This window comes from Leifsonia sp. 466MF (assembly GCF_900100265.1).
GTDB lineage: Bacteria > Actinomycetota > Actinomycetes > Actinomycetales > Microbacteriaceae > Leifsonia.
Window position 1 is genome coordinate 3839543 of sequence record NZ_LT629696.1, and the last position, 16509, is coordinate 3856051.

Here is a 16509-nt window from a genome sequence, read left to right on the forward strand (position 1 = left end):
GTCAGGCCGCTTCCTCGACGGGATCCTTCGAACCGCGTGCCGGCTTGGCGGCCTTCGCGGTGCCCTTCTCGGCGTCGCCGTCGGGGACCATCGCGCGCAGGCGCTCGCCGAGGAGGCGCGGCTGCGAGCCGGATTGCACCGCGAGCACGCCCTCCATGAGCAGGGTCATGCGCTCCACATCCAGTTCGGACAGCCGGCGCAGGCGTGCGCCCAGCGGGAGCCAGAGGAAGTTGGCCGACAGCAGGCCCCAGAGGGTCGCGACGAACGCGCTGGCGATCATCGGACCGAGCTCGCCCGGCTCGGCCAGGTTCTCGAGCACGTGGGTCAGGGAGACGACGGTTCCGATGATGCCGATCGTTGGCGCATACCCGCCCATTGCGCTGAAGAACTTCGCGGCGACCCGGTCCTTCTTCGACCGTGTCGCGATCTCGTCCTCCAGCAGCACGCGCAACTCGTCGCCGTCGGTGCCGTCCGCGATGTTCTGCAGCGCGCGCTTGAGGAACGGGTCGTCGACGCTGTCCGCTTCCTGCTCCATGGCGAGCAGGCCGTTGGCGCGGGCCTTCTCCGCCAGGCCGACGACCTGGTCGATCACCTGCTGCGGCGGCTCCACCTTCCCGCGGAGCGCGCGGGGGAGCGCCTTGACCGCGGTCAGGAAGTCCTTGATCGTTCCGCTGGCGATCCCGACCGCGATGGTGGCCCCGAAGACCAGCACCATGGGGGCGGGCAGCAGCAGCGCGCTCAGGTGCGCGCCCTCCATCGTCACCATCGCGACGACGGCGCCGAACGCGAGGACGATGCCGATGATCGTTGCCGGGTCCATTACTTCTTCCTTGCTCGCAGGGGGACGGCGCGGGCTTCGGGGTGAGCCCTCCCCGTCTCGTCGTCTTCCAGGCCGGTGAGCGTCACGAGCCCGAGCGGCGGCGCGGGAACGGGTCGCGGGCCGGCGGCGGGCAGATCGTGGGCGAGCGCGATCACGCGCGCCCGGTACGCGGCGATCTTCTCGATCACTTCGGACATGGACTCGGTGACGATGAACTTCGCCCCGTCGACCATGACGAGAGTGGTGTCCGGACTGGCGTGGATGCGCTCGATGAGGTCGGGGTTGACCGCAAACTGGCTGTCGTTCAATCGGGTGACGACGATCATGGGCGCGAATCCTGGTCTCGGCTCCGGGTGAGCCGTCACGAGTGCACTATCGGCCCGCGTCGGTCGGTCGTTAGGGGGACGCGGGGTGGATGGGGCACGTATACCGCCGTCCCTCGCTACAGGCGAGAGGCCGCGACGATCGCCCGCGAACCGAAGAACCCGTCCCAGCCACGCAGGTCGAATCTGTATCGGACTCCGGATTCGAGCGAATCGCCCAGGAGCCGTACCGCGGTCCTGTCGAGCGTTCCTCCAGTGACGATTCGAAACTGAGGGCAGTCGTCGGAGCGGACGACGTAGGTCATGTATCGGCCACCGCGGCCGACCTGCTCAGTGGCGGCGACCCGCGAGACTGTGCAGGTTGTCGTCGCGCGGGTGCCCCACCATGTCGCGAACAAGGTGACCGGCGCGGCGGCGAAGAGCAGCGGAAACATGATCAACACAGCCATGAGGGAGTGTGTCGTGCGCATAGAGCGCACCTTTCCCGCGTCGTCGACGGGCGTCGCCGATGTGGTGACCAGCGGGACTGCTTCGAACCGCTGCTGCAGCTGGTCCGCTGCAGACCGTCGGGCTCGGATACGCATGATATGGAAGATACCAGAGGTGGTGCGGGTCGTCCCTAACGAGCCACGCCCGCCTGCCGATAGTCCCTCCCGTGACGACTCTGCAGGCCCCGTCGCCGGACGCCCCCGAGGCGCCGGTCTACGACTTCCGGCGGCCGACGACGCTCGCGCGCGAGCATTCGCGCGTTCTGGAGCTGGCGTTCGAGACGTTCGCCCGGCAGTGGGGCACGCAGCTGACCGCGAAGGTGCGCGTGCTCAGCCAGGTGGAGTGCGACTTCGTCCAGTTGCAGACGTACGACGAGTACGCGGCGTCGCTTCCGGCGACCACGGCCATGGTGCTGTGCGAGCTGGAGCACATCGCCCCGAAGGCGGTCATCCAGTTCCCGACCACGGCCGCCCTCTCGTGGGTGAACGCGATGCTCGGCGGTCAGGGCACCCCGGTCGATCACGAGCGCACCTTCACCCAGATCGAGCACGCGCTGGTGCGCCGGCTGATGGATGACGCACTGGAGGATCTGCGCTATTCGCTCGGCTCCATCCTGCTCGCTCCGATCACGGTGGACGCCATCCAGTACAACTCGCAGTTCGCGCAGGCCGCCGCGACTTCCGAGCTGATGATCGTGGCGGGCTTCGAGCTGCGTGTCGGCGAGAACGTCGCCCGTGCGACCGTCGCCCTGCCCGCCGTCGCCCTGCTCCCGCAACTGGGCGAGACGAACCCGACCCACAGCACCGAGAACGCGCGCGAGCTGGTCGACGCCCAGCTGGCGCGCGTCCCCGTGGATGTGGCCCTGCGGCTGGCGCCGGCGGCCGTGCGTCCCAGCGTTGTGCTGGGGCTGGCGGTCGGTGACCTGCTCCCGCTCCCGCATCCACAGCACCGACCTTTCGATCTCACGGTCGGCGGGCAGACCGTCGCTTCGGCCGCTCTCGGCTCCAGCGGCTCGCGTCTCGCCTGCGTGATCGTCAACACAGAGGACTGATTCCGATGAGCATGACCAGCACCGCACACGCCTCCGGCCTCTCGCTCGGGCAGGCGCAGGCCGCCGCCGAGGCGCTCGCCCGCGCGCTGCCGACCGGCGCGCCGCTGACCCCGCTGCTGTCGCAGGGGTCGGATGTGCAGGACGCGGCACGTGCCGTTGTCGCGACCTTCGTCGGCGCCGTCTCCGCCGATCTCGCCGTCGTGCTGCTCGAGGCACCGCAGCTGGTCGACGAGGGTGCGGACGGCGCGCCGGTGGTGGCGCTCCAGGATGTGCTGCAGCCGGCTCTCGAGGCCGCCAGCGACACGCTCGGCGCGGGCGTCCTGGATGACGCCCGCCCGGACGACGCCTCGGAACTGTTCGCCGACCCGGCCACCTCGGTCTTCGCCCTGTCCGGTCTGTCCGGGGTCGCCGGCTGGTTCGCGGTCCGCGGCCGCGCGTCGGTCGCCGAGCGTACGGGCAACAGCGCGCTGGGCGGCAAGCTGGCGCGCATCAGCAACGTCGAGATGGCGCTGACCGTCGAGATCGGCCGCACACGCATGGCTGTACGCGACGTGCTCGCGATGGAGCCGGGCGCGGTCATCGAGCTCGACCGTTCCGCCGGGTCGCCCGCCGACGTGCTGCTCAACGGCCGTCTGATCGCGCACGGCGAGATCGTGGTCGTCGACCAGGACTACGCGGTCCGCATCACGAAGATCCTCGACACGGCGGAAGACCTGGACTGACCGAGGCGGCCGTCCACCCTCACGGCAGCGGCGTCCACCCTGGCGGCAGCGCTCCGCCGAGCCCGGCGCGCTCGGCATCCGCGGCCGCCGACCAGCCCTGCGCGGCGCCCTCGGCGTCGAACCCGCCCCGGGCCAGGCGGAAGCCGACGTCCTCGTGCTGCGTGCGCGGCGGTCCGCCGCGCCGGACGGGCGCCCGCACGTTCCACGCGTCGTCGGCGAACCCGCCACCGCGGAACACCCGGTAGTCGCGGTACCGGCCCGGGTCAAGGAGGTCCCAGCACCACTCCCACACGTTGCCGAGGGTGTCGAACAGGCCGTTGAGATTGGGCAGCCGCAGCCCGACGTCTGCCGGAGCGGTCAGGCCGTCGGCGCTCGTCCAGGCGATCTCGGGCAGCGGTCCGTAGTGCGGGCCCGTCGAGCCGGCTCGGCACGCGAACTCCCACTCGGCCTCGGTCGGCAGGCGGTAGCCGTCCGCATCCACGTGCCAGGTCACGTCCTCGCCGTCGAAGGTATAGGCGGGGTCGAACCCCTCCCACTCCGAGGCCGCGTTGCAGATCCGCACAGCGCGCAGCCAGCTGATGCGGGTCGCCGGACGGCGGGGATGCGGGGCCGGCTCGCCGATCAGCTCGGCGACCTGCTGCTCGGTCACGGCGAACACGCCCAGCTCGAACGGTTCCAGTTCCACCGTCCAGCGCCGCTTGCGCCGGGCGTCGTGCAGCTGCACGCTCCCGCCCCCAACGCTCGCCATCTCGAAGTCCACGCCTCCACCCTCCCACGCAGCGCCGAAGTGCACGTCGTGGCGGGTAATCGGCGCGGATAGCGACCACGACCTGCACCTCGGCGAACCCCTAACGGCACGGACCAGGCGGCCGATAGTGCGCAGCGTGGAGACCCTGTTCGTTGCGTTGCGCGTCGCGGTGGTGCTCGGCGTCATCGTCGCGCTGCTGTGGTTCGTGCAGCGACGGGTGACGAAGGGCCGCACGTCGGCGCGCGGCCGCCGCGGCAACGCGGTGACCGTCGTCGGGCGTCAGGGCATCGGCCAGAAGGCGTCGGTCGTCGTCGTGGATGTCGACGGCAGCCGGTTCGTGCTGGGCGTCACCGAGCGCCAGGTCAGCGTCCTCCATTCCGGTGACCGCCCGCAGGATGCGGATGTCACCCCGCTCAAGCCCGTGCGCGAGGTGGAGGCCAGGACCGGCACCACGGACGCGGCGGCGAGCACAGGCACCACAGGCACCACCAGCAGCACCAGCACCACGACGACCACCAGGCAGGATGCCGACTTCCTCACGGCGCAGGGACGCGCCTCGCTCTTCGACGAGGCACTCAAAGGCTCGATCCTGTCCCCGGCAACGTGGCGTCAGGCGAGTTCGGCGGTGCGCCCCAAGAAGTGACGGCGCCGGAGGTCACGGCGCGCACAGTGCGCGCCCGCATGCCCCGCCTCGCGGTAGCCGGCGTCCTGATCGCACTGATCGTCGCGGCCATCGTCCTGCTCAGCGCCACCGCCGCGCACGCCGTGCCAACGCCCGTCCCGACCCCGTCCGGACCGGCCGGTCCCACGGGCGGTTCCGGCGGCATCACCCTCGACATCAACGGCCCGAACGGCACGCCGAGCGCCGCCATCCTGACCCTGCTCGGCATCACCGTGCTGTCGGTGGCGCCTGCCCTGCTGCTGATGATGTCGTCGTTCACGAAGATCTTCGTCGTGCTCGCGATCACCCGGAACGCGCTCGCGCTCCCGTCCATCCCGCCGAACCAGGTGCTCGCGGGGCTGTCACTGTTCCTCAGCCTGTTCATCATGAGCCCGGTGCTCGTCGACATCAACAACACGGCCGTGCAGCCGTATCTCGCCGGGCACATCGACTTCACGGCGGCCGCACACGCGGCTGAGGCGCCGCTGCGCGGCTTCATGGCGGCGCACACCCGCGAGGAGGACATCGCGCTGATGACCCGCGCCGCGGGCCGCCCCAACCCGGAGAGCGTGAGCGCGGTGCCCCTGCTGACGCTCATCCCCGCGTTCATGATCTCCGAGCTGCGTGCCGCGTTCATCATCGGCTTCGTCATCTTCGTGCCGTTCCTGGTGATCGACATGGTGGTCTCGGCGGCGCTCATGTCGATGGGCATGATGATGCTCCCGCCCGTGATGATCTCGTTGCCGTTCAAGATCCTGCTGTTCGTGCTGGTCGACGGATGGGGGCTCATCATCACGAGCCTGATCACGAGCTACGGGGGTGGTGGCGGATGAACCCGAACGCCGTCCTCGACATCGCCATGCAGGGCCTCATGGTGACCGCGAAGCTGGCCGCGCCGATCGTGGTCACCGCGCTGGTCGTCGGCTTCGCGATCTCGCTGGTGCAGTCGATCACGCAGATCCAGGAGGTCACCCTCTCGTTCGTGCCGAAGGCGGCGGCCGTGGCCATCGCGTTGATCATCTGCGGCCAGTGGATGATCGCCGAGCTCGTCTCCTTCACCCACGTGCTCTTCGACAAGATCCCGCAGCTGCTGGGCGGTGGCTGATGTCCATCCCCATCGACCTGGCCGCGATCGAGGCGATCGCGCTGGCCTCCCTCCGCATGGTCGCCTTCCTGGTGATCGCGCCGCCGTTCTCGTACAACGGCTTCCCGGCGCAGGTGAAGGGGATGCTCGCCATCGGGCTCGCCGTCGCCGTCGCCCCGCGCGTGGGCGCCGGCTACCGGTCGGCCGACACCGGAGCGTTCTTGCTCGACATGGTGCGCGAGCTCGCCGTGGGGGCGACGCTCGGGTTCCTGGTCTTCGTGGTGTTCGCGGCGATCCAGTCGGCGGGCAGCCTGATCGACCTGTTCGGCGGCTTCCAGCTGGCGCAGGCGTTCGATCCGCAGTCGATGATCAACGGCGCGCAGTTCACACGGATGTTCCAGCTCACGGCCCTCGCGCTGCTGTTCGCGTCGGGCGGCTACCAGCTGATCATCGGCGGCCTCATCCGCACGTTCGACGCCGTCCCGCTCGCCGCGGGCCTCAGCATGGCCGACCCGGCGAAGCAGATGGTCGACGGGCTGACCCAGATGTTCCTCGCGGCACTGCAGATCGCCGGGCCGCTGATCGTGGTGCTGTTCCTCGCCGACGTGGGCCTCGGCCTCCTCACCCGGGTCGCCCCCGCGCTGAACGCCTTCTCGCTCGGCTTCCCGCTGAAGATCATGCTCACCGTCGTGCTCGCGGCCATCGTCTTCGTCGCGCTTCCGGGCGTCGTCTCCGGGCTCACCGACACCGCCGTCAAGACCATGCTGGGGGTGGGCCGATGAGCGACGCGCAGGAACGCACCGAGCAGGCGACCGAGAAGCGGATGAAGGAGGCGCGCTCCAAGGGCCGCCTCTCGAAGTCGACCGACCTGACCGCCTGGGTCGGCGTCGGAGCCGCCGCCGTCATGCTGCCGTTCACGCTGCAGGCGGGCAGCACCGCGGCGATCGAGCAGCTGTTCTCGGTCCGGTCCGTGATCGAGAGCCCGGACCCGGCGAAGGCGGTCGCCGCCCTCGGCGACGGTCTCGGCAGCATCATGGCGACGATCGGACCGCTGCTGGCGGTCGGTGCCCTCGCCGTGGTGGGCGCCGCGGCCGTGCAGGGCGGCATCCACTTCAAGAAGCTCGAGGGCAAGTACGAGCAGTTCAACCTGGTGCAGGGCATCGGCCGGGTGTTCGGGATGCGCGCCCTCTGGGAGGGCGCCAAGACCTTGCTGAAGTCGGCCGTTGTCGCGATCGGGCTGTTCCTGGTCGTCCAGGGGCTGATGCCGGTGCTGCTCACCTCCGGTTCGATGCCGCTCGCCTCCCTGCTCTCGGCCGCATCCGGCGGCACGGCCGGGCTGCTGCAGGCGGCGATCGGCGCGGGCCTCGTGCTCGCCGGACTCGACGTGCTCGTGGTCATGCGCCGCAACCGCAAGCACACGCGCATGAGCAAGCAGGAGGTGCGCGACGAGAACAAGAACACCGAGGGCGACCCGTTGGTGCGTTCGCACCGGCGCTCCCGGCAGCTGGCGATGAGCCGCAACCGCATGATCGCGGCGATCGGCGGGTCGGATGTGGTGCTCGTCAACCCGACGCACATCGCCGTGGCGGTGAAGTACGAACCGGGCAAGTCGGCCCCGCGAGTCGTCGCGAAGGGTGCGGGCGCCATCGCCCTGCGCATCCGCGAGAAGGCGGAGGAGGAGCGCGTGCCGATCGTCAAGGACATCCCGCTCGCCCGGGCGCTGCACGCCGGGTGCGAGATCGGGGACGAGATCCCGGTCGAGCTCTACAACGCGGTCGCGCGGGTGCTCGCCTTCGTCATGTCGCTCAAGCAGCGCGGCTCCGCCGCCGGCATGCACACCATGCGACCGCAGCTCCAGGGAGGGATGTCGTGAAGCCGAACAAGGGTCTCGCCGCCAAGGTCGCCGTGCCGATCGGGGTCGTCGGCATCATCATGCTGCTCGTCGTCCCGGTTCCGTCGTGGATCCTCGACATGCTCATCATCGTCAACATCATGCTGGCGCTGGTGATCCTGCTCACGACGATGTTCGTCAAGAAGCCGCTCGACTTCTCCGTCTTCCCGTCGCTGCTGCTGGTGGCGACCCTGTTCCGGCTCGGACTCAACGTCGCCTCGACGCGCCTGGTGCTGGGCGACGGGTTCGCCGGGCAGGTCATCCAGGCGTTCGGGCATGTGGCGGTCGGCGGGTCGATCATCATCGGCGCCGTGGTCTTCCTCATCCTGGTGGTCATCCAGTTCATCGTCGTCACCAAGGGCGCAGAGCGCGTGGCCGAGGTGGGCGCCCGCTTCACGCTCGACGCCATGCCGGGCAAGCAGATGGCGATCGACGCCGACCTCAACGCCGGGCTCATCACCGAGGAGCAGGCGCGGGCGCGGCGCGCGGAGGTCTCGGCCGAGGCGGACTTCTACGGCGCGATGGACGGCGCATCGAAGTTCGTCAAGGGGGATGCGATCGCGGGCATCCTCATCATCGTCATCAACGTCGTCGGCGGCATCGCGATCGGCATGATCCAGCGGGGCATGGAGCTCGGCGACGCTGTCAACTCCTACACGCTGCTCACCATCGGCGACGGTCTCGTCTCGCAGATCCCCGCGTTGCTCATGGCCGTGTCGACGGGCATGATCGTGACCCGGTCGAACGCCGAGTCCGAGATGGGCACGACGGCGAGCAACCAGCTCAGCCAGTCGCGCAACGCCCTGATGATCGCGGGATGCGCCGCGATCGTCATGGCGCTCATCCCCGGGATGCCGCCCATCCCGTTCGTGCTCGTCGGCGCGTTCCTCATCCTCGCGTCGCAGCGGATCAAGACCGCACAGGCGGCGGCGAAGAAGGCGCAGGCCGCCCAGAACGCCGTCGCCACGGCGACCAAGTCGGAGACGACGGAAGACCTCATCGAGCAGATGCGGGTCCACGCCCTCGAGATCACGCTCGCCCCCGACCTCGTCGACATCGTCAGCGGCGCCTCCGACGACCTGCTCGCGCGCGTGCGGGCCCTACGGCGCAAGATCGCGCTCGAACTGGGCGTCATCGTCCCGCCGGTCCGCACCCGCGACAGCGCCGAGCTGCCGCCGTCGACCTACGTGATCAAGATCGCCGGCGTGGAGGCCGGCCGCGGGCAGGCGCCCTCCGGCCGGGTGCTCGCCCTCGGCGACGCCCTCGACAACCTGCCGGGCACGCCGACCGTCGAGCCGGTGTTCGGCCTGCCGGCGAAGTGGATCCCGTCCGAGATGCGGCACAGCGCCGAGCTGGGCGGTGCCACGGTCATCGACCGGGTCTCCGTGCTCATCACGCACCTGTCGTCGATCATCACGGCGAACGCGGCACGCCTCCTCACCCGGGAGGATGTGCGTCTCCTCACCGAGGGCGTCAAGCAGGTGAACCCGCCCGCGGTGGAGGAGCTCATCCCTGCTCTGCTCTCCCTGGCGGAGGTGCAGCGCGTGCTGCAGGGGCTGCTCGCCGAGCAGGTGCCGATCAACGACCTGCCGCGCATCCTGGAGGCGCTGACGCTGCGCGCGAAAGTGTCGAACGACCCGGAGGGACTGGTGGAGGCTGCCCGGGCCGCCCTCGGCCCGGCCGTCGTCGCCCCCCACCTCGACGAGGGGACGCTGCGGGTCATCATGATCGACCCCGGGCTTGAGCAGTCGATGCTCGAAGGCCTGCGTCCGTCGGAGGGCGGCACGCAGATCGTGCTCGACCCTGTGCGGCTGGAGGCGGTTCTCGCCTCCGTGCGCGACACCGCGGCGCGGCTCGACGACTCGGGCGTCTCGGCGGTCCTGGTCTGCGCGCCCGCGCTGCGCCCGGCCATCCGGCGGCTGGTCGCCGGCCAGATCGCGGGACTCGCCGTGCTCTCCTATCAGGAGGTGACCGCCGTGCAGGCGGCCATCGAGACGGTGGGGGTGGTCCGCGGTGCGGAGTCGATCGCGGCCTGAGTGGGTCGGCGGCGACGAGGAGGTCCTCCCGGCCGTCTCGACGTCATCGCTCGCGTTCCAAGCGGTCCTCGACGACCTCGTGCGAGCCGTCGACGCGCCGGACCTCGCCCCGCCCGCCCCGCCCATCCCTCCCATCCCGCCCACCTCGCCCGCCCCTCCCGCCCCTCCCACCCCTGAGCCGAAGGGCACGTTGTGGCGGGAAAACGACTCGAATAGCAGCCACGACGTGCACTTCGACGACGTCGTGCCCGCCGGTCCGCCCCCGGCGCGGCTGCGCGGCCGCGGCGACCTCACCCTCGTGGTGGGGCTCGGTGCAGACGCGGAGGAGGCCGCGCGCGTCCTCGCCGCCTCCGCCGACGCGGGCGCCGAGGTCCAGCACCTCGCCGACCGCCGCGACGCGCTGGCCGCCCGCGCGGACGGCGTTCGCCGCGACATCCCCGTGGTGGCCGCGTTCCCGCTCGCCGGCCCCGCCGCCGTGCCCACGCTCGCCGCCGACCTGGCCGGCATCGCCCCCGATCAGGTCTGGGTGGCCGTCGACGTCTCGCGCACGTTCGGCGACACGAGCACCTGGGTCCGGGCGGTGGATGCGGTGCTCGCCGTGGACGCGGTGGCCGCGACCGGCGCATCCTTCACCTCGACGCCGGACGACGTGCACCGTCTCGGCCTGCCGGTGCTCTGGCTGGACGCGCCGCCCGGCGGATAGGCTGGACCGATGCTGGTATTGACGCGCAAGGCGGGGGAGCGGGTGCTGATCGGCGACGACATCGTCGTGACGATCCTCGAAGCGCGTGGTGACGGAGTGCGGATCGGCATCGACGCGCCGCGCGGCATCCGCATCCAGCGCGACGAGGTCGTCAAGGCCGTGACCGAGGCCAACCAGGAGGCGACCGAGCGCGCCGCCGGCACCGACGACGCCGAGGCGCTGATCAAGAAGTCGCTGGGACTCTGACCGTCGACCCCGGCGCGGCCTGGGCGGACCGCCGGTGGAACCCGTGGACGGTCAGGTAGATGCCGAGGAACAGCTCCCACACGACCTCCGGCAGCGTGAGCACGGCCGACCAGGCCGAGACCTGATCCCAGACGCCGAACAGCACAGCGACGCCGGACAGTGACACCAACGGCCCGCCGATCATGCCGAACCACACCCAGCCGCGCGGCACGAGTCGGGCCCGGTGCAGCATCCAGCCGAGCATCAGGCCGTTCCCGATGCCGACGACGAAGCCGGGGCCGAGCAGGAACGTCCAGCCGTGCAGGGCGACGAGCGCGTGCGCCACGACGACGGCCGAGCCCGCAGCGCCTCCGTCGGCTTCCCGCAGCGTCACGACCGAGAGCAGGCTGAGGATCCCGACGGCGATCAGCGTCGACTCCATCACCCGGGCGACGACGTAGCCGAGCGCCAGCGACGGGCTGGTCCGCCGGAGCACCGGATAGAGCACGAGGGCCGTGCCGAGGTTGGCGATGACCAGGGCGATCTCGAGCAGGGCGCCCGCGAGAACCGGCGTGGCCGATCCCGAGCCGAGCACGAAGCGCGGATCGCTCAGCACCGGCCCGTACAGCAGGGCGCCGGGGATGGAGGTGGCGAAGGTGAGCAGGAAGAGCACGCCCGCGAGGAGCGAGCGGCGGCGATCCGGGTCCATGATGTCCTCTCGGAAGACGAGGTGTACGGCGTACACCTTCATCGCGATCAGGCTAGGCGTACGCTGTACACCATGTCAAGAGACGTCGCGGCACCCAGGCAGACGCTGAGCACCGCACGGGTGATCGAGGCGGCCGTCGAGCTGGCCGATCGCGAGGGACTCGACGGCCTCAGCATGCGCGAACTTGCTCAGCGCCTCGGCGTCGTCCCGATGGCGCTGTACAAGCACGTCGCCAACAAGGACGACCTGCTCGACGGCATGGTCGACACCGTGTGGGCGGAGGTCGAGGCTCCCTCGCCCGAACTCGGCTGGCGCGAGGCGATGCGCCGCCGCTCCATCTCCCTGCGCGATGCCCTGATGCGGCACCGCTGGGCCGTCGGACTCCTGGAGGCCCGGATGCGTCCGGGCCCGGCCAACCTCAGCCAGCACAACGCGATGATGGGCTGCCTGCGCACCGCCGGCTTCACGTTCCGCACGACGGTGCACGTCACGTCGGCCCTCGACGCCTACGTGTACGGCTTCGCGCTGCAGGAGAAGACGCTCCCGTTCGGCACTCCCGAGGAGTCGGGGGAGGCGGCCGCCGCCAAGCTCGACGCCACCCCTCCGGAGCTGGCGCAGCAGTTCCCACACCTGCTCGAGGTGGTCTCCGAGCTCGCCCGCGCCGGGTACGACTACGACGAGGAGTTCCTCACCGGCCTCGACCTCCTCCTCGACGGCGTGGAGCGTCTGCGACCGGAGTGGATCACGACCGGCTGACGCGCATCCTCCGCCGCGCGCCGGAGCAGAGGGCTCGCGACTGACCCCTGCGGCAGAATGTCCGCATGGCGGTGATCAGGACGGAGCGCGGGCTCGACCGGCTCGTGAACTTCTCCGACGCGACGGTCGCGATCGCGATCACGTTGCTGATCCTTCCGCTCGTCGATCAGGCCTCGAAGCTGGGCGGCACGTCGTTCGGCGACTTCCTCGGCGAGAACGGCTGGGAGATCTTCGCGTTCGTCATCTCGTTCGCCGTCATCGCGCGCTTCTGGGTCGTCCATCACCGCATGTTCGAGAGCGTGCGCGACTACAACTCCTGGATCATCTGGTTCAACTTCCTCTGGCTGCTCGCCATCGTCGCGATCCCGTTCAGCGCCAACGTGCTCGCCGAGTCCGACGGGCAGCGCGCGGAGGTCTATGCGCTCTACATCGGCGACATGCTCGTCGCGACGATCGCGACCCGGCTGATCGCCGAGGTGCTGTACCGCACCCCGGAACTGCTCACCGAGGAGGCGCGGGCGCAGATCGACCGCACCAACGGGATCGCCGAGGCGAGCATCATGGCCGTCGCCCTCGTGCTCGCCGTGCTGTTCCCGAGCATCAACCTGTTCTGGCTGTTCCTGCTCTTCCTGTCGGGCCCCCTGCATGCCCTTCTGCACAGGCTCGTCTACGGCCCTTCCCAGACGACAGCCTGAGGGCTAGCGTCGGGGCATGCGCCTGAAGACCGTTCTCATCCTTGTCGTCGTGGCCGTCGCGTACCTGCTCGGAGCCCGCGCCGGGCGCGAACGCTACGAGCAGATCACCGAGGCCGTCACGTCGTTCTGGAACGCGCCCGATGTGAAGAAGGCGCGTAAGAAGGCCGCGGCGCGTGCTCAGAAGGCGCGCAAGCGCCTGTCCTGACGGCTCTGTCGGGCCTGATCGCCTGACCTGATCGCGGATTGACCCGCGCGGATCCCGCCCGAGTGGATCCGACGGGGTCAATGAGGTTCAGGGCTCGTCGTAGTCCCCGTCGGTGTATTCGCCTTCGGGGGCGTCGGCGGCCTCGTCCGCATCCGTGTACGTACCCTCGACCGCAGGGTCGGGGCCGGGGTTCTCCTCGGTCTCGGTGTACTGACCGTGGACCGTGCGCTCGTGCGGCGCCTCGCCGTCGACCTCGGTGTAGCTGCCCTCGAGGTTCTCGCGTGCGTCGCCGGTCGGCTGCTCTGGGTTGCTCATAGCAGGGACATTACGCCGTGCCGTCGCGCACGGCTACAGGTGCGGTGTGCGCAACGTCGCTGTAGCCGTCCGGGCCCGGCGGAGAGTAGTCTGCGCGCGTCACCCGGACGATCGGCGGAGGGATGAGCGACGAGGCGCGGCCCCATGACTGGCCCCATCATGTGCTCGAGTTGCGCATCCACGGCATCAAGAACACCCCGCCGACGGAGATGCTCGGGCGCGAGCAGAGCGAGCTGCGGCAGACGCAGGGCGACGAGAACGGCGGGTTCTGGTGGGCGCCGAAGCAGGATGAGCCCGACCGCGATCCCGACGACGCGCCCGGCACGATCGACCCGGCCGTTCCGCCGCCCGACGTGCGCACCGAGGCGTACTCGTGGGGCCGGCTGGCCCGGTACGGCTCCGGCCCGCTGCTGTTCATCGGGCAGCTCTTCGTCCAGCTCGCCTGGCTGCTGCTGGCCCCGTTCGGCCTGGCGAACTCGGCGTACTGGACCCGGCGCATCCCGACCCAGCGGGCGGGCGGCGAGTGGGATGCCGGGGTCGGCGGCGCGTCCCTCCGCATCTTCGCGCTCGGACTGACCCTGCTCTACGTCTGCGCCCTCGGCTCCGTGAGCCTCGACCTGGGCGTGCAGTGTGTGACGGGCACGGCGTGCACCGCGCTTCCGGAGGCGGTCACCGGCTTCTTCGCGAACGCGCCGCTGAGCTGGCGCGGGCCGCAGCTGTCGCTGCTCTCGCTCGTGCCGATCGCGGGCGTCCTACTCCTTTTCCTCGTGTCGCGCCGAGCGCGGGCGCGCTACGAAGCGGCGATCTTCGACGCGGCCGACCGCATGGGCGGGCGCGGTGTCCGGCGCAACGGCCGTCTGCGTCCGCTCGCGTCGGAGGGCTTCTGGCGCACGGCGCGCGTCGGCTCCCCGACCGAGCGTCTGCACCTGGCGGCCGCCTTCCTGCTCGTCGCCCTGCTGCTCGCCTGGGACCGCATGTTCGCCGGCGCTGCCGCGTGCGTGAAGCTGCAGACCTTCGTGTCGGGCGAGTGCCTCAGTGCCGCGTTCGGATCGCGGGACGTGCTCGCCCTCAGCGGCGGGATCATCGCGGCGGCAGGGCTGACGGTCACCATCATCCTGGTCGGGGTGTTCGCCGAGACGACGAGCACGGGGGATGCCGGCGACACCTCGGTCGACGAGTTCCTGCGCGACCGCCTCCGCCGCACCGGAACGGTCACAGCCTGGGTGCTGGTGGTGTCCATCCTCGTCTACCTCTACGTCGGCGCAACCCTGTGGTTCGGCGGCGAGTATGCGGCGCCGCCGTCGGGGGCGTTCCTCGGGCTCGCGACCGCGCCATCCATCATCCTCGGCGTACTGCTCGCCATCTGCATCTCGGCGCTGGGATGGCGGCGCGGGGTTCCGCACTGGCGGTCGATCGCCCTGATGACCGGCGCAGGGCTGACCTTCCTCGCCGGAGTCGCGCAGAATCCGCCGACGCAGAACGCCGCGCCGGGTCCGCTTCGTTTGCCCCTGTTCGCCATCGCGGCCGTGCTGACCCTCGCGCAGCTGATCCTCGTCTGGCGGTGGCCGTACTTCCCGAGCGGCCGCCGGGCCGGCCCGCCGGAGCGATTCCGGGCCGAAGGCTGGGCGGGCATGGGTCCGGGCGTCGTCATGCTGTGGTCGCTGGGCGCCGCGATGATCCTCTCCACCCTGCTCGTGCTCGGGGTGCAGGGCTGGCTGGTCAGCGGGTCGCCGCCGTGCGGCTGTGCGACCCCGCCGCACGCGGTGCTGAGGCCGCCGATCGTCTACCACAACTTCGGCGACGTGCTCCCGTTCATCGCCATCGCGCTCGCCCTCGTCGGGATCGGCGTCGCCGCCGCGGTCCTGCGCTGGGTTCCGCTGCTGACGACGCCCCGCACGCGTGACGGCCGCCGGCCGCTGCTGGAGCAGGTGGATGCGTACCGCGACGGCCGCATCGCCGCGAGCACGACGGCCGACCGCCTGGCGCTGAAGATCCTGCGTGCACGGCGACTAGCCGCGCTGGTGCACCGGGGCGAGCCCATTCTCGGAATCCTCGCCGCGCTGCTCGCCGTCGGCTTCGTCGTAGCGCTCGCCGTCTCGTACTCGGTCGTCTTCCGCTGGATCGACGCGCTCGTCGGTCCGGCTCTCGCGGTCATCGCCGCCGCCATCCTCGCCGTGGTGGTGGAGAACGCGTTGACCGCCAAGGAACGGCCGATCAGCATCATGTGGGACCTCATGTGCTTCCTCCCGCGGGCGGGACATCCGTTCGGTCCGCCTTGCTACGCGGAGCGCGTCGTCCCCGAGCTGCGCGACCGTGTCGCCGACTGGCTGACGCACGACCGGGAGCCGCCGGAAGGGCTCACGCTGGCCGAACGACTCCGCTGGCGAGACGAGCAGGAGGAGGCCGCGCTCGGCGAGAAGCGCCCGTTCAGCGTGGTCCTGTCGGCCCACAGCCTGGGCGCCGTGCTGGCTGTCTCGACGCTGTTCACCCTGCGGCCGGACGACGCCGACCGGCTGCGCAACGTCGCGCTGTTGACCTACGGCTCGCAGCTGCGCGTCTACTTCGGGCGGTTCTTCCCCGAACTATTCGGGCCGGATGCCCTCGGTACCCTCGGCTCGCGGCGTCCGCTCCTCGGCAAGGCCGACCCGTGGTTCACCCAGGTGGAGCGCGATCAGGACGGCGACCCGGTCGTCATCGGCGCGTCCGGCGCATCCGACCCGTCGCTCGTGCAGCTGCTGACACAGGAGGACGGCTCGGTCGCCTGGATCAACCTGTGGCGCCGGACGGACTACCTCGGCTTCCCGGTCAACAGCTACCGCCTCGAAGACCGCCGCCCGGACGACATCGACCGGGGAGCCGACGAGTTCGGTCCGCCGCGCTACCTCGTGAAGGTCGCGACGCATCCCGACTACCAATCGGCGCCGCAGTACCGCGTGGCGCTCCTCGACCTCATCGCCCGCCTCGACGCTCCCGCCCCGCCCGCCCCGCCCGCCTCACCCGGCTCCCCATCCAACAGCTCCTGAGTTTTTCGCCCTTTTCGACCGCGAAACGCGCAAAAACTCCGCAGCTGTTGGCG

20 protein-coding genes are annotated in these 16509 nt (G+C 70.6%); 14 read left to right on the forward strand and 6 right to left on the reverse strand.

The window, feature by feature from the left end:
- Position 1: 1 nt before the first annotated feature.
- The 3 genes from BLR91_RS18420 to BLR91_RS18430 all read right to left on the reverse strand — a co-directional run bounded on the left by BLR91_RS18420 (position 2) and on the right by BLR91_RS18430 (position 1727).
- Positions 2-820, reverse strand: a complete 819-nt coding sequence (locus BLR91_RS18420) for a motility protein A (RefSeq protein ID WP_089879251.1) — start codon at positions 818-820, stop codon at positions 2-4.
- The gene (locus tag BLR91_RS18425; RefSeq protein WP_018188951.1) at positions 820-1146 is read right to left on the reverse strand and encodes a flagellar FlbD family protein; all 327 of its coding nucleotides are present in this window, start codon (positions 1144-1146) and stop codon (positions 820-822) included. The genes BLR91_RS18420 and BLR91_RS18425 overlap by 1 nt, the downstream gene beginning before the upstream one ends.
- Positions 1147-1262: 116 nt before the next feature.
- On the reverse strand, positions 1263-1727 hold the full coding sequence (locus tag BLR91_RS18430) for a hypothetical protein (RefSeq protein ID WP_172823236.1): 465 nt from the start codon (positions 1725-1727) through the stop codon (positions 1263-1265).
- 71 nt (positions 1728-1798) lie between these two features.
- On the opposite strand from BLR91_RS18430, the gene BLR91_RS18435 reads away from it, so the two are divergent.
- Together BLR91_RS18435 and fliN are read left to right on the forward strand one after the other, a co-directional pair.
- Positions 1799-2683 carry a flagellar motor switch protein FliM gene (locus BLR91_RS18435; RefSeq protein ID WP_018188950.1) on the forward strand — a complete coding sequence of 295 codons (885 nt, stop codon included), beginning with the start codon at positions 1799-1801 and terminating at the stop codon, positions 2681-2683.
- A 5-nt stretch (positions 2684-2688) separates the two neighbouring features.
- A complete protein-coding gene (gene fliN / locus BLR91_RS18440) occupies positions 2689-3405 on the forward strand; it encodes a flagellar motor switch protein FliN (protein WP_089879244.1) in 717 nt (238 codons plus the stop codon).
- Positions 3406-3424: 19 nt separating this feature from the next.
- Here fliN and BLR91_RS18445 read toward each other — a convergent pair whose 3' ends face one another.
- Positions 3425-4165, reverse strand: a complete 741-nt coding sequence (locus tag BLR91_RS18445; RefSeq protein WP_089879243.1) for a formylglycine-generating enzyme family protein — start codon at positions 4163-4165, stop codon at positions 3425-3427.
- 124 nt (positions 4166-4289) lie between these two features.
- Between BLR91_RS18445 and fliO the strand changes: the two genes are divergently transcribed.
- The 8 genes from fliO to csrA are packed head-to-tail and all read left to right on the forward strand — an operon-like array spanning position 4290 to position 10774.
- Positions 4290-4796 (forward strand): flagellar biosynthetic protein FliO, encoded by a 507-nt coding sequence (gene fliO / locus BLR91_RS18450; protein ID WP_089879240.1) that lies wholly within the window; start codon positions 4290-4292, stop codon positions 4794-4796.
- Positions 4797-4834: 38 nt separating this feature from the next.
- Complete coding sequence (fliP, locus tag BLR91_RS18455) at positions 4835-5647, forward strand: flagellar type III secretion system pore protein FliP (protein WP_089881705.1); 813 nt, start codon at positions 4835-4837, stop codon at positions 5645-5647.
- Entirely contained in the window at positions 5644-5919 is a 276-nt protein-coding gene (fliQ, locus tag BLR91_RS18460; protein WP_018188945.1) for a flagellar biosynthesis protein FliQ, read from the forward strand. The genes fliP and fliQ overlap by 4 nt, the downstream gene beginning before the upstream one ends.
- Positions 5919-6680, forward strand: coding sequence for a flagellar biosynthetic protein FliR (locus BLR91_RS18465; protein WP_018188944.1), 762 nt, complete (start codon positions 5919-5921; stop codon positions 6678-6680). The genes fliQ and BLR91_RS18465 overlap by 1 nt, the downstream gene beginning before the upstream one ends.
- Positions 6677-7771, forward strand: coding sequence for an EscU/YscU/HrcU family type III secretion system export apparatus switch protein (locus tag BLR91_RS18470; RefSeq protein WP_018188943.1), 1095 nt, complete (start codon positions 6677-6679; stop codon positions 7769-7771). The genes BLR91_RS18465 and BLR91_RS18470 overlap by 4 nt, the downstream gene beginning before the upstream one ends.
- 59 nt (positions 7772-7830) lie before the next feature.
- Complete coding sequence (locus BLR91_RS18475; RefSeq protein ID WP_391508768.1) at positions 7831-9825, forward strand: flagellar biosynthesis protein FlhA; 1995 nt, start codon at positions 7831-7833, stop codon at positions 9823-9825.
- The gene (locus BLR91_RS18480; RefSeq protein WP_089879237.1) at positions 9803-10528 is read left to right on the forward strand and encodes a hypothetical protein; all 726 of its coding nucleotides are present in this window, start codon (positions 9803-9805) and stop codon (positions 10526-10528) included. Before BLR91_RS18475 ends, BLR91_RS18480 begins: the two co-directional genes overlap by 23 nt.
- 9 nt (positions 10529-10537) lie before the next feature.
- Positions 10538-10774 (forward strand): carbon storage regulator CsrA, encoded by a 237-nt coding sequence (gene csrA / locus BLR91_RS18485; protein WP_018188940.1) that lies wholly within the window; start codon positions 10538-10540, stop codon positions 10772-10774.
- Here csrA and BLR91_RS18490 read toward each other — a convergent pair.
- A complete protein-coding gene (locus BLR91_RS18490) occupies positions 10752-11504 on the reverse strand; it encodes a DUF4386 domain-containing protein (RefSeq protein ID WP_089879234.1) in 753 nt (250 codons plus the stop codon). The two genes, csrA and BLR91_RS18490, sit on opposite strands and share 23 nt — an antisense overlap.
- Positions 11505-11534: 30 nt before the next feature.
- Here BLR91_RS18490 and BLR91_RS18495 point away from each other — a divergent pair, with 30 nt between their 5' ends.
- The 3 genes from BLR91_RS18495 to BLR91_RS18505 all read left to right on the forward strand — a co-directional run bounded on the left by BLR91_RS18495 (position 11535) and on the right by BLR91_RS18505 (position 13118).
- Entirely contained in the window at positions 11535-12218 is a 684-nt protein-coding gene (locus BLR91_RS18495) for a TetR/AcrR family transcriptional regulator C-terminal domain-containing protein (protein ID WP_231918987.1), read from the forward strand.
- A gap of 65 nt (positions 12219-12283) precedes the next feature.
- The gene (locus BLR91_RS18500; RefSeq protein WP_089879230.1) at positions 12284-12913 is read left to right on the forward strand and encodes a TMEM175 family protein; all 630 of its coding nucleotides are present in this window, start codon (positions 12284-12286) and stop codon (positions 12911-12913) included.
- 16 nt (positions 12914-12929) lie between these two features.
- Positions 12930-13118 carry a hypothetical protein gene (locus BLR91_RS18505; protein WP_089879227.1) on the forward strand — a complete coding sequence of 63 codons (189 nt, stop codon included), beginning with the start codon at positions 12930-12932 and terminating at the stop codon, positions 13116-13118.
- 87 nt (positions 13119-13205) lie between these two features.
- Here the strand turns inward: BLR91_RS18505 and BLR91_RS18510 are convergent, their stop codons facing one another.
- On the reverse strand, positions 13206-13433 hold the full coding sequence (locus BLR91_RS18510) for a hypothetical protein (protein ID WP_018188935.1): 228 nt from the start codon (positions 13431-13433) through the stop codon (positions 13206-13208).
- 122 nt (positions 13434-13555) lie between these two features.
- On the opposite strand from BLR91_RS18510, the gene BLR91_RS18515 reads away from it, so the two are divergent.
- A complete protein-coding gene (locus BLR91_RS18515) occupies positions 13556-16456 on the forward strand; it encodes a hypothetical protein (RefSeq protein WP_089879223.1) in 2901 nt (966 codons plus the stop codon).
- The last annotated feature ends 53 nt before the right edge of the window (positions 16457-16509 follow it).

Excerpts from the sequence above, each read along its gene's own strand:
- BLR91_RS18420 (WP_089879251.1), bottom strand. The coding sequence starts at position 820 with ATGGACCCGGCAACGATCATCGGCATCGTCCTCGCGTTCGGCGCCGTC.
- BLR91_RS18425 (WP_018188951.1), bottom strand. The coding sequence starts at position 1,146 with ATGATCGTCGTCACCCGATTGAACGACAGCCAGTTTGCGGTCAACCCC.
- BLR91_RS18430 (WP_172823236.1), bottom strand. The coding sequence starts at position 1,727 with ATGCGTATCCGAGCCCGACGGTCTGCAGCGGACCAGCTGCAGCAGCGG.
- fliN (WP_089879244.1), top strand. The coding sequence starts at position 2,689 with ATGAGCATGACCAGCACCGCACACGCCTCCGGCCTCTCGCTCGGGCAG.
- fliP (WP_089881705.1), top strand. The coding sequence starts at position 4,835 with ATGCCCCGCCTCGCGGTAGCCGGCGTCCTGATCGCACTGATCGTCGCG.
- fliQ (WP_018188945.1), top strand. The coding sequence starts at position 5,644 with ATGAACCCGAACGCCGTCCTCGACATCGCCATGCAGGGCCTCATGGTG.
- BLR91_RS18465 (WP_018188944.1), top strand. The coding sequence starts at position 5,919 with ATGTCCATCCCCATCGACCTGGCCGCGATCGAGGCGATCGCGCTGGCC.
- BLR91_RS18470 (WP_018188943.1), top strand. The coding sequence starts at position 6,677 with ATGAGCGACGCGCAGGAACGCACCGAGCAGGCGACCGAGAAGCGGATG.
- BLR91_RS18475 (WP_391508768.1), top strand. The coding sequence starts at position 7,831 with ATGCTGCTCGTCGTCCCGGTTCCGTCGTGGATCCTCGACATGCTCATC.
- csrA (WP_018188940.1), top strand. The coding sequence starts at position 10,538 with ATGCTGGTATTGACGCGCAAGGCGGGGGAGCGGGTGCTGATCGGCGAC.
- BLR91_RS18490 (WP_089879234.1), bottom strand. The coding sequence starts at position 11,504 with ATGAAGGTGTACGCCGTACACCTCGTCTTCCGAGAGGACATCATGGAC.
- BLR91_RS18495 (WP_231918987.1), top strand. The coding sequence starts at position 11,535 with ATGTCAAGAGACGTCGCGGCACCCAGGCAGACGCTGAGCACCGCACGG.
- BLR91_RS18500 (WP_089879230.1), top strand. The coding sequence starts at position 12,284 with ATGGCGGTGATCAGGACGGAGCGCGGGCTCGACCGGCTCGTGAACTTC.
- BLR91_RS18505 (WP_089879227.1), top strand. The coding sequence starts at position 12,930 with ATGCGCCTGAAGACCGTTCTCATCCTTGTCGTCGTGGCCGTCGCGTAC.
- BLR91_RS18510 (WP_018188935.1), bottom strand. The coding sequence starts at position 13,433 with ATGAGCAACCCAGAGCAGCCGACCGGCGACGCACGCGAGAACCTCGAG.
- BLR91_RS18515 (WP_089879223.1), top strand. The coding sequence starts at position 13,556 with ATGAGCGACGAGGCGCGGCCCCATGACTGGCCCCATCATGTGCTCGAG.